Consider the following 16,006-nt stretch of genomic DNA (forward strand, 5'->3'; position numbering starts at 1 on the left):
TTATGAAAGATTTTAAGCAACCACAATCCAAAGAAAAAGCGATTGCGCTTGGGTTCACCCTTGGTGTCCATGTGGTGGCGATTGTCGGCTTACTTTTTTTAGGCATGAGTAAACCACCTGAACCACCCAAACGATTAAAAACAGTACTAATAAAGCCTGAAGATTTGCCTCCACCAGAACCAAAACCGCTGGAACAAACTGAATCGACTGAAACCACAGATACTCAAATTGCACCTGACATTCAACAAACAGCTGAACCTGTTGTCACAGCACCGAAGATCCCCACTGAAGCTCAGCCACAGTCTCCACCGAAAATAGATCAACGCAAAGCAGCTGAAGATGCCAAAGCTGCAGCAAAAGAAATGGCTGAAGCCACTGCTGCCCTATTGGCTGCTCAAGCTGTTAAAGATAAAGCAGTAGAAATGGCGCAGGCAAAGGCTGAAGCCAATGAAAAGGCGAAACAAGCAAAAGAAGCCACTGAATCTAAACGTAAATTAGAAGCAGCTGAAAAAGCTCGTACTGAAGCCAATGAAAAAGCTCGCCAAGCAAAAACGGCAGCTGAAAAGTCGAAGGCAGAGGCTGAAGCAAGAGCAGCAGCAACTGAAAAAGCAAAAGCAGAAATGGCTGAAAAAGTCCGTCAAGCGAAAGCAGATACCAAAGCAAAACAACTTGCCGCTGAAAAAGCTGATGCAGCAGCAAAAGCCAAGCAAGATGCTGCCGAGAAAGCTCATCAAGCGAAAGCCGATGCAGCAGCAAAAGCCAAGCAAGATGCTGCCGAGAAAGCACGTCAAGCGAAAGCCGATGCAGCAGCAAAAGCCAAGCAAGATGCTGCCGAGAAAGCTCATCAAGCGAAAGCTGATGCAGCAGCAAAAGCCAAACAAGATGCTGCAGAAAAAGCACGTCAAGCGAAAGCTGATACCGCAGCAAAAGCCAAACAAGATGCTGCAGAAAAAGCACGTCAAGCGAAAGCTGATACCGCAGCAAAAGCCAAACAAGATGCTGCAGAAAAAGCACATCAAGCGAAAGCTGATGCCGCAGCGAAAGCCAAACAAGAAGCAAATGAAAAAGCAAAAGCCGATGCTGATGCAAAAGCCAAGGCTGCTTCGGATAAACGTAAAGCTGATTTAGCCCGTGAACTTGAAGAAGAAAAGGCTTCTTCCGCTCAAAAAGCCAAAGAAGGGGCTGCAACTAAAAAAGCAGATGCCAAAAAAGTTGCTTCAACAGCTAAGCGTGATTTTGAAGGAAAAATTCGGGGTGCTTGGCGTATGCCTTTAGACTCATCAGGTCAAAAAGCAACAGCACGAGTTACATTAACAGATAGTGGTGGTGTCGCTTCTGTGATCGTAACGGCATCGGATCCAGATGTAAAAGCCAGTGTTGAACAAGCAGTTCGTTCAGCTGCACCTTATCCAATGCCTTCCGATCCAGATGCACGTCGGGAAGCTAAAAGCTTTACCTCAACATTTATCGTTAAGTAACTTAATCAATACCCCTGCTTCGGCAGGGTTGTTTATATTTAGAGAGATTGAAATAAGGGATAGGGTATTTATAAGGGTTGCGAATGAAGTATTTCACTTATTTATTGTTAATTTTAAACGTACCATTGGTCTATGCTGAACCCATTGAAGTTCTAACCAATCATCTTGTTATTACAAATCAGGTTCTGAACCCAATCCCCCTTGATATTTCTGATGAAATTGTTAAACGCTCTCTTCCACCAAATGGATTACCAAATACTGTTTCTCATCGTCCCACAACAGAAGAAGCTCTTACCCAAGATCAACAAGTGCTTTTGATTCAAAAAGAACATAGTCAAGCCATTTTTAAACATTGGCATACCCCAAAGTCTTCTACATTTGAAATTGCGCATGTTTTCATATATTTAAATGATGATGGCTCAATCAATCGTGTTGATTTGAATGGTCAATTTAGTGAAGCTTTTAAAACCTCCATTAAAGATGCAATTATGAAAACCTCTCCATTTAAAATGCCAAGTAATGTATCACTTAGACAAAGAGTGAAAGAAAATCGTATTACATTTCAGACTAATTAATCTTTTGTTCATAATTACATGCTTTATATAGATTAAAATCATGTCTTTATGCTACAAAGCTAAGCATAGATAAAAAACCAATATTTGAGTACATGACGACCAATGAAAATGATGACTAAACATCTGTTAGGATTGGCATTTATTGCAGCTTTCAGTCCTGCACTAATGACAACTGCTTATGCACAATTACATTTAGAAATTGCGAAAGCTCCTGAATCCGCGCCTAAAATTGCGATCATCCCTTTTGGAAATGACCAATCTATTTATCCTATTGTTGAACAGGATTTAAATCGTTCAGGCCGTTTTACCAGCGCATCTAAAAATTTGCCTGCAACAGCAAGCTTAAATAATGTCAATGCTGAGGCTTGGAAAGCAGCAGGCGTTCCTTATGTTGTTTTAGGCGATGTTAAAACCAATGCTGATGGTAGCTTAGCTGTTCAATACCAACTGTATGATGTCGAAAAACAGAAGTTTTTACTTAACGAATTATTAACTGTACCTGCTTCTCGTGTACGCTCTGCTTCACATTTAATTAGTGATGCAATCTACCAAGCACTTACAGGCATTGCAGGTGATTTTAGCGGTCGTATTGCTTATGTACTACGTAATCCTACGACACCTGCAACACGCTACACCTTACAAATTGCAGATACAGATGGTGAACAACCCAAAACTGTTTTAAGTTCACGTGACCCAATTTTGTCACCTGCTTGGACACCTGATGCAAAGAAAATCGCTTATGTTTCTTTTGAAACCAAACGCCCTGCAATCTACGTTCAAGACCTATCTACAGGACAACGTGAAGTCTTAGCAAAATTTGTAGGATTGAATGGTGCGCCAAGTTTTTCACCAGATGGTAAGAGCATGTTATTTACTGCATCCATGAATGGTAATCCTGAAATTTACCAAATGGATCTAGATACACGTCAATTAAAACGTATGACCAATGACAGCGCGATTGACACAGAAGCTCGTTATGCTCCAGATGGTAAATCGTTTATCTTTACTTCTGATCGTGGCGGCTCTGCACAAATTTATCGCTATACGTTTGCTGATGGCTCAACCAAACGTCTCACTTTCCGTGGCGCATTCAATGCCCGTGGTACTTTAAGTGCAGACGGCAAATATGTTGCATTGGTACATCGTCCGTCTGGCAGTAATTACAAAGTCGCGATTCAAGAAATTTCGACAGGTATTACCAATATATTAACCCCAACAAGTTTAGATGAATCACCAAGCTTCTCTCCTAATGGACAGATGGTGGTATATGCGACACGTGAAGGTAACCGTGGCTTGTTGGCAATTATGTCAACCGATGGTCGTTTCCGCATGAATTTACCAAGTGAACAAGGTGAAGTTCGTGAACCTGCTTGGGCACCGAAATAAGCATAGAATCAGTTTTAAGAAACCGTCATGGAGATGAAGATGAATACGATTAAATACTTAGCCTTACCACTACTTGCTGTAAGCTTAATCATGACAGGTTGTGCAAGCCGTAAACCTGCTGCTGAAATTACTACAGGAAATACGCCAACGGGTTCAACCACAGTTAGCACGGATGGTTTAAGTGAAGATGCTGCGCTAAATGCTCAAAACTTAAATGGCGCATCTTCAAAAGGTGTGACTGCTGCAAACAAAGCATTCTTAGCAAAACGTGTTGTTCATTTTGATTATGACAGCAGTGATCTTTCTAATGATGATTACCAAACATTGCAAGCACATGCACAGTTTTTAATTGCCAATGCAAATTCTAAAATTGCATTAACAGGTCATACGGATGAACGTGGTACACGTGAATACAATATGGCTTTAGGTGAGCGTCGTGCGAAAGCAGTGCAAAGCTACTTAATTACCAATGGCGTGAATGCAACTCAATTAGAAGCTGTCAGCTATGGTAAAGAAATGCCAATTAATCCAGGTCATGATGAATCTGCATGGAAAGAAAACCGTCGTGTAGAACTCAACTACGAAGCTGTTCCACCACTATTAAAATAAACTTTTGAATTTACTTTCCTAAATCAAAAGTTTATTAAAAAAAATGCTCATTAAAGATGGGCATTTTTTATGGAATCAAAAATACTAGATTCATTATTAAGATAACCTATTAAAGACTCAATAATTTTTTGTGCATTAATTTCTTATTTCTCAGCACTAATATGAGTAAGTAAAATAAGAGTTATCCCTTAAATATTATTTTCTAACAGTAATTCTTCTCATTGTATAAATATTTAGGCATAAAAAAGCGCTCATATCTTATGTGCGCTTTTTATATATTAAGGATTTTTTGAATCTGGCATGGGACTATGGTTTTGCATAGATTCAATCATGTCATGTTTATTGAATGTTTTATACTCAGGTTTTGCTTCGTATTCTTTCCATGCATCTTTTACATTTTCGACACTAATATCATCTAAATCAATGCCTTCATTTGCAGATGGAGTCGCTTCAAACTTCGTCGTTGTCATCTTAGTGCTCCTTGGATTCTCATATTCCGTCTCTTCAACATAGCACTTTATAAAATACTTTCAAGAGCAATTTCACGACAAATAACACAGGATAATTTCTATTTTGTGTCGAACTCATCTAAAATAGTGCGATTGTTTAATTTGCTAGAAATTCATCGCTTTATTGGAGCAACCTTGATATGTCATATCGCACATTATCCCAGTACTTAGAACTACAACAAGGGAACCTGACGCCTGAACTTGCTGATGTGATTGAAACCATCGCAAATACCTGTAAAACCATTGATCTTGCATTACAAAAAGGTGCTTTGGCTGGTGTTTTAGGCAGTGCTGAACATGAAAATGTCCAAGGTGAAACGCAAAAGAAACTAGATGTTATTTCAAATGACTATTTAATTGATGCGCTTAAAATCAATAAAAATGTCGGTGGATTAGCCTCTGAAGAATTGGATGATTTCACATCTGCTCAAAACAATGGTCAATATCTGGTTTTATTTGACCCATTAGATGGTTCAAGCAACATCGACATCAATATGTGCGTCGGTACAATCTTTTCTATTCTTCCTGCTAAAAATGCAGTGACTAAAGCAGAAGACTTCATGCAAGCAGGTACTGAACAAGCAGCCGCTGGTTATGTATTGTATGGTCCATCTACCATGATGGCGCTGACTGTTGGGGCAGGCACGGTATTCTTTACTTTTGATCCTGAAACTCAACAATTTTTACTAACGTCTGAAAACATTCAAGTTGCCACAGAAACTAAAGAATATGCGATTAATGCATCAAATCAACGCCACTGGGAAGCTCCAGTAAAACGTTATATTGATGAATTACAAGCAGGCATAACTTCAGTTCGTGAAAAAGACTTTAATATGCGTTGGGTTGCATGTATGGTGGGTGATATTCACCGTATTCTTTGCCGTAGTGGTATTTTCTTATATCCTTACGACACTAAAGACCCGAAAAAAGCAGGTCGCCTACGTTTAATGTATGAAGCAAATCCAATGAGCATGCTCATGGAGCAAGCTGGTGGCGCATCGACAACAGGTCGTGTCCGCATTATGGAAATCCAACCGACTGAACTACATCAACGTGTACCCGTTGTGATTGGTTCTAAAAATGAAGTTGAACTTGTTACCAGTTACCATAACTAATTTTTCTTTCTCTCAATAATGGGAGTAAGCACATTTAAGGGTCTGTTGCCATATCATCAGCGATGAATTGCCAACAGACCCTACTTACTTCCGTGGATGCACTCCCATGCCAACAATATTTTTAGAATCTAGAGACAACCCTAAGCTTAAGCACTTACGCGGTTTAATTGAACAAAACACTTACCGTAAAAAACAAGGTCAAACCGTCCTTGAAGGTACGCATTTAACCTTAGCTTGGTTAGAAAAAAACCGTCAGATCAAATCTATTTTCACCACTGAACATGCCCTTTCACATCCAGATTTTGAAAAAATTACGGATCAATATACAGGTATTATTTTTGTTTTAAGTGAGTCTTTATATAAAGACTTAAGTACATTGGGAACCAGCATTGCATGTCTTGCTGTTATTGATTTACCAAATTCTAGACAAGCGCTTAATTTCACTGAAGACACACTGATTTTGGAAAATATTCAAGATCCAGGTAATGTCGGTACACTATTGCGTTCTGCAGCAGCAGCAGGTATTGAACAAATTGTTTGTACCAAAGGTTCGGCATCATTATGGTCACCACGTGTATTGCGTGCTGGCATGGGTGCTCATTTTTCACTGTACACTTATGAAAACATTGAACTTGAAGATATTTTAAAAGAATTTAAAATCCCTGTTTATGTTACAAGCTCTCATGAATCTGAAAGCCTTTACTCTAAAAGCTTAAGAAAACAATGTGTTTGGATTCTAGGCAATGAAGGTCAAGGCGCTTCAGATTATGCTCTAGCGCATGCTGAAGCAGTTTCAATCCCTCAACCGGGTGGTCAAGAGTCACTGAATGTTGCCATTGCAGGTTCTGTATGTTTCTTTGAAATGGTGCGTCAACGCCTATAAATCGTTAAATAATTTTACTAAAGCCCTTCGCTCAAGCAAAATCATTTACACTGACAAAAATAATTGCTTCGGTTGTCAACCTACCATTGTTTTTAAACGTTATAGAAGTAATGATTTAAACAATAATGGTGGGTGCCCCAATGACGGGATTTTCCATCTCTATGGACTTAGCACCAAAACAGTCACAGTCTGAAGAAAGTAGTGCTCAAACGGGTACGGTTGAGCAACGCCTGAAGTTTTTTATGCAGGATGTGACGGGTCGTGCCTTGGTTATGATGGAAAGTGCGACACAAGGGCAAAATGGCATTGCAATGGATTTGGTACAGGAAGCCTTTATTTCCTTACATAAATCTTATGCAAACAAAGCCATTGAAGAATGGTATCCACTTTTTTATACAATTTTAAATAACAAATTACAGGATTGGCGTCGTAAAGAAGCACGCAGAGCATCACCTTTTTCACTGTTCAGAAAACTTAATTTAGATTCTGACGATGATGAGATGATGGACATTGTAGACGAATCAACGCCTAATCCATTACATTTTTTAGCCCAAGAAGTTGCGATTGAAGAAATTCATGAAGCGATTACAAAACTTCCATTGCGACAACAGCAAGCTTTCATGCTCCGTGCTTGGGAAGGCTTTGATACACAAACGACAGCACAAATCATGAACTGTACAGAGGGAAGCGTGAAAACACATTATCACCGTGCAATTCAAGGTTTAAAAGCGTCGCTATCTCATTTAAATCCTTTTATGGGAGGGTCATCAGATGAATCATGATGATTTCACAAAGCAAGTCACCGCGAAGTTAGATGGTCTTGCAAGCAATCACAGAAATAAAGCTGTGGTGATGCATAAAGTATTGGAAAATATACATGCCAAACCTGTGTCTCGTTTCCACTCATGGAAAATGACTGGTTTTGCGCTTGCTGCTGCCATTACTGGTTTTGTGGTAATTCCAAATGCATTTGATTTTAAGGATCAACCACAAAATCAACAAGTCATTGTCAGCCCTAAACTTTCACCGCAAATGATGGAAGATTTAGAAATGTTATCTGTATTTGGTGAGAGTAAAGCTTCCCATGGCAGCTAGAAAATTAGTTTTGGCTTTTTGTGCAATCGGTTTTTTACAAACCAGTTTTGCAGGATTTGAACGTTTTTGGATTTTTTCTAAAGATACAAAAAGTCAAGCCAATGAAACATGGGATGCACTCTCTGATGATGAACAACGTGCGCTGATTAAACGCTATCAGAATCTCAAAGAGATTCCTGAAAATCAGAGTGTTGCACTGCAACAACGTATGGATTGGTTCACTCAACTTCCTGAACCAGAAAAAGAGAAAATGCGTGAAGCTTGGCAACAAATGAGTACCAGTGAACGTAGTGCTATGCGTAAAAAAATGGAAAAAGCGACAACGACAGAACAACGTACAGAAATTCGTGAACACTATTTCCAAAAATATCTACAAGCTACAAATACCACGAATCATTAATTTAAGGCTCTGCATGAGCCTTTTCATATCGATGAAGTTCCAAATCATCGCATGAATCGATTTTAATCTCACCATTCTTCTTGCATAATGTTGCTTAAATAGCATTGGTATTAAGAATGAAAAGAAATCTCGCTTTATCGATCAGTTTAATCGGCTTTCCCTTTTCTGCTTGCTTTGCTTTCAATATTAATGAAGCACCAATTCAGCATGTCACACTTTACCCAACTTCCGCAAAAATAGAACGCAATATTCCTGTTCAATCTGGTGAGCAACTTATCACTTTAGATGGACTTGCAGCTAACTTTGATATGTCACAATTGCAGTATCAAACAGTGAATATTGATGTAAATGCAGTGTCTCATAATGACAGTGCCTTAAATAAGCCTTCTGGGCAAGAATCACAAAAAATTAGCAATCAAATTGATCAAGTTCAAACTAAAATTTCTGAACAAAACTCAATTATACAAGCAGCTGAGTTACAAAATAAATTTTTAGGAAATGTCACCGAAGGCTCAGCTGATAAGGTTCGTAAACAAGCTTATGACGCTTTCGTTGCCATTGATAAAGCTAAACTTGAAAAAGAAAAATTAGAACAACGCTTAGAAGAGCTACAACAAGATTTGAATGCAATTGGTGATCATGAGTTTAAACAACGTAGCATTAAATTTTATGTCAATGCACCGCAAAAAGGTATGATTAAACTCAGTTATATGGTGCCCTACGCACGTTGGCAACCTGTATATAAAGCCGAGTTAGATACCAATACTAAGCAAGTCAAACTGACTCGAATGGCAATGATTGCGCAAAAAACGGGTGAAGATTGGAATAATATAAATCTCACTTTATCAACCTCATCACCGCAAAGCATTGTCCGTCAGCAAAGCCCTGAGGTATGGTGGGTCGATTATTATGAACCGCAACCTGTTCGTCCACTGTATGCCCCTGCCCCAATGGCAGAAGTTGCAATGATGGATTCGTCTGCAAAAATGGTAAGTAAAGGAAAAGGCGGGAATGCACCTCAATTTCCACAGTTTGAAAGCAATGACTTAAATTTTAGTACAGAATTTCGCTCAGAAACTAAAGCTTCTATTTCAAGTAGCCAACAACAAATTTATTTACCACTGAGTACCGAACAATATCCAGCAAAAATTTCTGCATGGGTTATCCCGAAACAAAGCACTCAAGCAACACTGAATGCAGAAATTACAAAGCTCGATCGTAATTGGCCATCTGGCTTAGTCAAACTTTATCGTGATGGCGATTATATTGGACAAAGAAACTGGGACAATAGTTCAGATGAATCAGTATCCATGAGCTTTGGTACAGATGAGCAAATTCAAGTCAAAGTCATCGACTTAACAGATCAAAAGAATGCTGTACGAGGCGCACAATCTGAAACTATTCAAAAACAACAATATAGTATTCAAAATTTGCACTCATACCCAATCCAAGTGCAACTCTTTGACGCTGTACCACAAAGTCGTAATAGTAAACTCACCACTCAGTCAACCTATAGTCAAACACCAACGGCGACAACATGGCATGATCAGCCAAATATTAATCAATGGAATTTAGAATTGAACCCCAAACAAATATTTAAACTCGATGTTCAACATCAATTTAAATATCCTAATAAAGGACGTATTTCAGGATTCTAGAAATTAAAGCCCAGATCAATCTCTGGGCTTTTTATCATTCAACAATCATACTGATTACAAATAATTCCCTTCGCGTTCAGGCTGATAAAGCACTTTTTCAATTTTGACTTTCATAATATGACCATCTGGTTGTGGCCATTCAATTTCTTGCCCTTCTGCCAAACCTAAAATTGCAGTCCCAATCGGTGCAACAACATTCACCTGCCCTTTATCACCCTTAAAGTCATGTGGGTAAACCAAGGTAATTTCTGTTGCTTCTTTTGCAGGTGCAATCGTGATTAATACTTTCGCATTCATGCTCACGACATTGGCAGGAACATCTTTCGGCTCAACCACTTCAGCACGTGCAAGTTCATCTTCCAAATGTTGCATCGTTGGCGTCAATTTATCTTGGTGCTCAAGCATCGTTTCTAAACGATGTAAATCTTGTGATGAAATAATAATATTCGGTTTAGCCATGTACCTAATTCCTTGAATTCAATATATCTTAAGGGATACATTAATATTTTGTCGTTATCTCTCATTCTTTTATAACAGAAAATATCTTTTTGTGTACCCTACTTTGTATTTTTCACTGTGATAAAAAAAGCCCCCTTGAGGGAGCTTTTTCTCAAGTCTAAACTTAGTTTACGTAAACTGGGAATTTAGCGCAAAGAGTCGATACTTTCTCTTTTATCGTATTAATCACCGCTTCGTCACCTTTGCTATCTAGAACGTCAGCAATCCAACCTGCAAGTTCACGAACTTCAGCTTCGCCAAAACCACGTGTTGTTACAGCAGGTGTACCAATACGAATACCAGACGTTACAAATGGAGAACGTGGGTCATTGGGTACAGCATTTTTGTTCACAGTAATGTGCGCAGCACCTAACCATGCATCTGCTTCTTTACCCGTTACGTCTTGTTTAATTAAAGACAATAAGAATAAGTGATTTTCAGTACCACCAGATACGATGTCATAACCACGTGCAATCAATACTTCAGCCATTGCTTTAGCATTCACCACAACTTGTTTTTGATATTCTTTATATTCTGGTGTCATTGCTTCTTTAAAGCAAATTGCTTTAGCAGCAACAGCATGAACCAATGGACCACCTTGGTTACCAGGGAATACAGCAGATTGAAGTTTTTTCTCAATCTCTTCATTCGCTTTTGCAAGGATTAAACCTGAACGTGGACCACGAAGTGTTTTATGTGTCGTCGTTGTTGTTACATCCGCAATTTGTACTGGGCTTGGGTATACACCCGCAGCAACTAAACCAGCAACGTGAGCCATATCTACAAATAAGTAAGCGCCAACTTTATCCGCGATATCACGGAAACGTTGCCAATCTACAATTTGGCTATATGCAGAGAAACCCGCAACGATCATCCGTGGCTTATGTTCTACTGCTAAACGTTCTACTTCTTCGTAATCAATTTCGCCAGTTTCAGTATTTAAACCATACTGAATTGCATTATATGTTTTACCTGAGAAGCTTACTTTTGCACCGTGAGTCAAGTGACCACCGTGAGCAAGGCTCATGCCTAAAACGGTATCACCCGGATTAAGAAGCGCCAAGTAAACTGCAGAATTTGCTTGTGAACCTGCATGTGGTTGAACGTTTGCATAATCTGCACCAAACAACGCTTTAGCACGGTCAATCGCTAATTGTTCAATGACATCTACATATTCACAACCGCCATAATAGCGTTTGCCTGGATAGCCTTCCGCATATTTGTTTGTAAGTTTTGATCCTTGAGCTTCCATTACTGCTGGCGAGCAATAGTTTTCAGAAGCAATCAGCTCGATGTGCGCTTCTTGGCGAGCATCTTCCTTTGTGATTGCTTGAGCGATTTCTGGATCAAATTCTGCAACTGATATATTGGCAAACATTAGCGAGGTCCTATATAAGTAGGGCTTTTAAGCCGTGCTAAGATTGTGCGCATTGTAACATGAACTTTATGATTAAGAAGAATGAAGTTTACTCAGTTTCATATAAAAATCGCTCATGTTTCGATGCAACATGAGCGATTTAATTCAAATTAACTTATTGAGCGCTAAGCATACCTTTTACATCTGTGACAATATTTGCAATATTTGCAGTGTATGCTGTTGTGTGGCTCCAAGTGACGTCATATTTCAAATCGATTTTGGTTCCAAGTTTCGTTGCATCTGTTATAAGTTGAGCTGTTGCATTTGCAGGAACAGTTGTATCAATTCCACCTTGGTAAATTTTCACTGGAGTCGTTACTTTTACCGATAAAGGTTGAGAAGTTGTACCTAAAAATGTTGTGATTGCAGGAACTTGCATAAAATTATCTTGTGTTAAATAACCTGATAATGTATTAGTTGTCGCCAAAGCTGTTGCCATTTTGACACCAAAAGTTTCCCCCAGTGGATCTGCGCATACTGTCTCTGCCTGCATGGCGATTGGTACTGCATTCGTTTGAAATACTTGCGAATATGTAGCGGATGAAGATTGTCCCTGCATTCCAGCAGTAATCAAAGCCGCATAGGTATTTAACGAAGCCAATGTAGAGATTTGATCTTTAAGCGGTAAGTTCGCTACAGCTTGTTGCCCAGTATTAAAAATCGTTTTTAAATTGGATGCAGGAGCAACGGCAACGGTTCCCATATATTTTATATTTGCACGTGAAGCATATTGTGCTGCACCTAATGCTGCTTGCCCGCCTTGTGAATGTCCTACCGTTACCCATTTATCAGACACTTTAGCACCTAACCAACTACGCGCAGCAACAACAGCATCTGTAATTGAATAAGCTTCACTTTTTACATTTAAGAATGGATGTGGTTCTTTGCCACCATTACCTAAACCTTCATAATCAGGCGCAACAACAACATAACCCTGTGCCAACAATTGAGCGATCATCCCCTGAATAGCAGGATTCATTACATTCTGACTCGGCGCACATACATCTGCTACACCTGTTGTGCCATGCGCCCAAGCAACAATTGGCCAACCGCCTACGGGCGCTGCTGTTTTGGGTGTAAAGACTAATGCTGTAGCTAAAACTTCGGCTCCGCTAACCCCTTTCATTTTATAAGTCATTACAACACTACTACCAGCGACACTCGACATATCAGTTAATGCATAGGTCGAAGGTGTTCCAACCACGGGCTCTTTAATCGTATTAACATCCGATGATGTATTACCATCCCCACCGCCTAAAACATAATCATCATTGCTATCATTACATGCCGTTAATATTAAACCTGAACTGAGTAACAGAACTGTGAGTAACGTTTTTTTCATAAGATTTATCCTTAAACCAGTTTTTTTAATGCATATTTTTACTTTGATTAGCTTTAATAATTACGCCAATATATCCTGCATAGCAAGTAATTTATTGAACAACTTTCAAGCAACTCAAATCTAATTAGCATACTTGGAACAACACACAATCTTGATCAAATAACCTTCATCTATTTATACCAATATTTACTATTTAAAAAAGATCATTTGAAATAACCAAACCAATACTTTTTGCTCACAGAAATTCAAGGTAAAAATAATCTGAGTTTCACTTAAAATAGATGTTTTATTCAGCTTTCTTATAAAAAATGAAGTAAATTCGATAAAAATTGGATTTTTATTTGAAACATTCGCATGTGAGCGGTACATTTGAATCACTTAAATCTTGCTTTGGAGCAGGTCATGCAAGCCATCATCCTCGATACTGAAACACATACACTCAATGGCTTACCTATCGAGATTGCATATGCACCGATTCAAATCCAAGAAGGTAAATTAAGTTTAGATCGCAATCAAATTTTTGATCAACTGTATAGCATTGGCGATGAAAAAATTTCGTTTGCATCAATGGCTGTTCATCATATTTTAGAATCAGAAATTATTGATCAACCGAATTTCGGCACATTCAGCTTACCGCCTGAAACGGTTTATATCATTGGTCATAATATTGACTATGATATTCGAGCGATTCAGCAATGCGGTGTGGATACGTCTCACATTAAAGCAATTTGTACACTTGCTTTAGCACGTTTGGTTTGGCCAGATGCTGAAGCTCATAATATATCAGCACTTATTTATATGATTAGTAAAGGCAGTGCAAAAGCACGTGAAATGTTAAAAGGGGCGCATAGAGCTGATGCTGATATCATTCTAACCGCCAATATTTTAATGCATATTATTCATAAGTTGAATATTCAAAATATTGAAGAATTATTTGATGTTTCTGAAGATGCGCGAATTCCACGTACAATTAATTTTGGTAAACATCGTGGCACAGCCATTGCAGACTTACCTTCTGACTATATGAGCTGGTTACTCCGCCAAGACGAGCTTGACCCTTACTTAAAAAAAGCATTAGAAAATGCAAAATTAATCACACTTTAAACGTTTGATTTGTAATATAAAAGTCATATTAGTGTAATTTTCACTCATTACAATTACTCTAATTTATTGTGGGGATAAATTAGAGTATGAATCACTATTTAAAAACTGAATTGGGCATAAATGCCTTAAAACATCGTAGTTTAGATTTAAATGCTCGTCAGCGTCGTTTACTTGTTCTTATTGGCTCTGAAGACTTTCAAATTTTAAATCCTAAACTGAAAGAAAAAATAGCAACACCTACGTTATTAAGCGAACTTGAAGAAAAAGGTCTCATTTTTTCCTCACAAAAACCTATTGAGCAACACTCACATTCGATCCAGAAAGATGTTAGTGAAATTTTGCTTAAAGAAAGCCCAATGATTATTCATGAAAGTGAAAATCACTCGAATGATCTTCAACAAAAAGCATCTACAGAAATAGAAGAACTGGCACACGTCGCATTACCAATGCTCAATTTTAATGAACTGAAACAATGCATGATTGACTTATTGACACAATATTGTGGCTTAATGGCAAAAAGACTGGTTATCCAAATTCAAAATGCTGAAAATATTCGTGAACTTAAACTTTGCCAAATGCAATGGATTACTGCTCTACAAGAAACTCGCATTCCGCCATTAGCATTAAATCAAACGCTGCATCAAATCAATTTATCATTTCAACATATGCAAGCGACGTAAATTTAGCGTTTATCTGTCATACATAAGTGTTTTTTTATCTTAAAAATTGAAACGCTTAGTAAGCCACCTACTATAATTATATTAAAATCATGATGTTAGTTTTTGAGGCTAAATTAACATCTACTTTTAGCATTATTCATACAACTTAAGCCCTATCTACATTGATGATTCACTCACTTATAACTGTTTCTTTTGGGAAGTATCTTTCTATGGCTTTTCCCTTATTGATACAGTTTGCTTTATTTGATAACCCCATGCATTTAAGTAAAGTTGGCAATTGGGTGATTACTTTTATCAGCCCTCAAGAACAACTAGAGAAAAATCAACTGGCGATTAGCTCGGTATTACCCATTCAAATGATGAATGACATTCAACCGCGTCGTATATACATTAGCCAGATGGATGACCCTACCATTTGGAACATTGATCGTATTGAATGTTTTGATAGCGCTCAAGCTTTAGAATATGAAGTTAATGATGAAGATGATTTATTTAAACAAATCATTGAAAGTATGATTATAGAATTTCAACGTTATGATGTTGAATTAGCAATTATTGATGCTTAATGACCTGTTCTTTTATCAATGATTTATTCTTAAATATCTTACAGCCTACTTATAAGAGCTTGGTGCGAAAAAATTAAAAGATATTTATTCAAAATAACCTATTTGATTAAATATTCAAATCCCATAAATAGGAAAACTCGCATTTCTGCGAGTTTTCTATGTTGGATGGCTAGTGCTGATTTGTTATTTAAAGTCCGTTAAAAACATACTTCAAACTCAATAAGCTGTCATTGATCCGTCCAACTTAAAAGTAGAATCTAACCTGATCTACTGTTTTTAGAATATAGCTCTAAGTGATTTTCCCCACAAGACCTAGCAACATTTCAATACGTTTAGACCATAAAAAGTATATTGAGATCAAATCAAGAAATTTGTAAGATATTACGCTTCTTAAATCTAACGATATATCTTTAAAATTTGTTCACAGAACAAAATTGTGGGCTATAGGCTGATCAAATTTATAACGTGCTAGATTTTAAAATTAGAATAAAAAGTTATTGTTGATTGTCATTATTTTAAAAACACATATAAATGGTGCGCTCAGCGGGACTCGAACCCACGCCACAGGCTTCGGAGACCTGTACTCTATCCAGTTGAGCTATGAGCGCATTTTAGATTGCGCACATCATATCAAAAAAAAACATAAGGTAAAGCATATATCAAATGTTTAAGTGCACTGCTGATCATGCTT

The 16,006-nt window shown here is 38.0% G+C and carries 17 protein-coding genes and 1 tRNA gene; 13 read left to right on the forward strand and 5 right to left on the reverse strand.

The window, feature by feature from the left end:
• Positions 1-2: 2 nt before the first annotated feature.
• The 4 genes from tolA to pal all read left to right on the forward strand — a co-directional run bounded on the left by tolA (position 3) and on the right by pal (position 4,048).
• A complete protein-coding gene (tolA, locus tag B9T35_RS08235; protein ID WP_086190645.1) occupies positions 3-1,478 on the forward strand; it encodes a cell envelope integrity protein TolA in 1,476 nt (491 codons plus the stop codon).
• Positions 1,479-1,561: 83 nt separating this feature from the next.
• Positions 1,562-2,053, forward strand: a complete 492-nt coding sequence (locus tag B9T35_RS08240; protein WP_086190646.1) for a hypothetical protein — start codon at positions 1,562-1,564, stop codon at positions 2,051-2,053.
• A gap of 102 nt (positions 2,054-2,155) precedes the next feature.
• Positions 2,156-3,439: a Tol-Pal system beta propeller repeat protein TolB gene (tolB, locus tag B9T35_RS08245; protein ID WP_086190647.1), complete on the forward strand. Its 1,284-nt coding sequence runs from the start codon at positions 2,156-2,158 to the stop codon at positions 3,437-3,439.
• A 39-nt stretch (positions 3,440-3,478) separates the two neighbouring features.
• Complete coding sequence (gene pal, locus B9T35_RS08250) at positions 3,479-4,048, forward strand: peptidoglycan-associated lipoprotein Pal (protein ID WP_086190648.1); 570 nt, start codon at positions 3,479-3,481, stop codon at positions 4,046-4,048.
• A 278-nt stretch (positions 4,049-4,326) separates the two neighbouring features.
• On the opposite strand, the gene B9T35_RS08255 is transcribed toward pal, so the two are convergent.
• A complete protein-coding gene (locus B9T35_RS08255) occupies positions 4,327-4,518 on the reverse strand; it encodes an NF038105 family protein (RefSeq protein ID WP_086190649.1) in 192 nt (63 codons plus the stop codon).
• A 179-nt stretch (positions 4,519-4,697) separates the two neighbouring features.
• Here B9T35_RS08255 and B9T35_RS08260 point away from each other — a divergent pair, with 179 nt between their 5' ends.
• From B9T35_RS08260 to B9T35_RS08290, 6 genes are all read left to right on the forward strand, one after another.
• On the forward strand, positions 4,698-5,672 hold the full coding sequence (locus tag B9T35_RS08260; RefSeq protein WP_086190650.1) for a class 1 fructose-bisphosphatase: 975 nt from the start codon (positions 4,698-4,700) through the stop codon (positions 5,670-5,672).
• Positions 5,673-5,778: 106 nt separating this feature from the next.
• A complete protein-coding gene (locus tag B9T35_RS08265) occupies positions 5,779-6,555 on the forward strand; it encodes a TrmH family RNA methyltransferase (RefSeq protein WP_086190651.1) in 777 nt (258 codons plus the stop codon).
• Positions 6,556-6,716: 161 nt separating this feature from the next.
• On the forward strand, positions 6,717-7,337 hold the full coding sequence (locus B9T35_RS08275; RefSeq protein WP_171264248.1) for an RNA polymerase sigma factor: 621 nt from the start codon (positions 6,717-6,719) through the stop codon (positions 7,335-7,337).
• Entirely contained in the window at positions 7,327-7,650 is a 324-nt protein-coding gene (locus B9T35_RS08280; protein WP_086190654.1) for a hypothetical protein, read from the forward strand. The genes B9T35_RS08275 and B9T35_RS08280 overlap by 11 nt, the downstream gene beginning before the upstream one ends.
• Complete coding sequence (locus tag B9T35_RS08285; protein WP_086190655.1) at positions 7,640-8,050, forward strand: DUF3106 domain-containing protein; 411 nt, start codon at positions 7,640-7,642, stop codon at positions 8,048-8,050. The genes B9T35_RS08280 and B9T35_RS08285 overlap by 11 nt, the downstream gene beginning before the upstream one ends.
• A 116-nt stretch (positions 8,051-8,166) precedes the next feature.
• A complete protein-coding gene (locus tag B9T35_RS08290; RefSeq protein ID WP_086190656.1) occupies positions 8,167-9,708 on the forward strand; it encodes a DUF4139 domain-containing protein in 1,542 nt (513 codons plus the stop codon).
• 54 nt (positions 9,709-9,762) lie between these two features.
• On the opposite strand, the gene rnk is transcribed toward B9T35_RS08290, so the two are convergent.
• The 3 genes from rnk to B9T35_RS08305 all read right to left on the reverse strand — a co-directional run bounded on the left by rnk (position 9,763) and on the right by B9T35_RS08305 (position 12,965).
• Positions 9,763-10,167 (reverse strand): nucleoside diphosphate kinase regulator, encoded by a 405-nt coding sequence (gene rnk / locus B9T35_RS08295; RefSeq protein WP_086190657.1) that lies wholly within the window; start codon positions 10,165-10,167, stop codon positions 9,763-9,765.
• 163 nt (positions 10,168-10,330) lie between these two features.
• Entirely contained in the window at positions 10,331-11,584 is a 1,254-nt protein-coding gene (gene glyA / locus B9T35_RS08300; RefSeq protein WP_086190658.1) for a serine hydroxymethyltransferase, read from the reverse strand.
• A 154-nt stretch (positions 11,585-11,738) separates the two neighbouring features.
• Positions 11,739-12,965, reverse strand: coding sequence for an alpha/beta hydrolase (locus B9T35_RS08305; protein ID WP_086190659.1), 1,227 nt, complete (start codon positions 12,963-12,965; stop codon positions 11,739-11,741).
• Between the two features lie 402 nt (positions 12,966-13,367).
• On the opposite strand from B9T35_RS08305, the gene B9T35_RS08315 reads away from it, so the two are divergent.
• The 3 genes from B9T35_RS08315 to B9T35_RS08325 all read left to right on the forward strand — a co-directional run bounded on the left by B9T35_RS08315 (position 13,368) and on the right by B9T35_RS08325 (position 15,315).
• Positions 13,368-14,069, forward strand: a complete 702-nt coding sequence (locus tag B9T35_RS08315; protein ID WP_086190661.1) for a putative quorum-sensing-regulated virulence factor — start codon at positions 13,368-13,370, stop codon at positions 14,067-14,069.
• A gap of 86 nt (positions 14,070-14,155) precedes the next feature.
• Positions 14,156-14,749: a hypothetical protein gene (locus tag B9T35_RS08320; RefSeq protein ID WP_086190662.1), complete on the forward strand. Its 594-nt coding sequence runs from the start codon at positions 14,156-14,158 to the stop codon at positions 14,747-14,749.
• A gap of 209 nt (positions 14,750-14,958) precedes the next feature.
• Complete coding sequence (locus B9T35_RS08325) at positions 14,959-15,315, forward strand: hypothetical protein (protein WP_086190663.1); 357 nt, start codon at positions 14,959-14,961, stop codon at positions 15,313-15,315.
• Positions 15,316-15,847: 532 nt separating this feature from the next.
• Here the strand turns inward: B9T35_RS08325 and B9T35_RS08330 are convergent.
• A tRNA-Arg gene (locus B9T35_RS08330) sits at positions 15,848-15,923 on the reverse strand.
• Between the last annotated feature and the right edge of the window lie 83 nt (positions 15,924-16,006).

Origin of the sequence: Acinetobacter sp. ANC 3832, assembly GCF_002135415.1 — a bacterium.
GTDB lineage: Bacteria > Pseudomonadota > Gammaproteobacteria > Pseudomonadales > Moraxellaceae > Acinetobacter.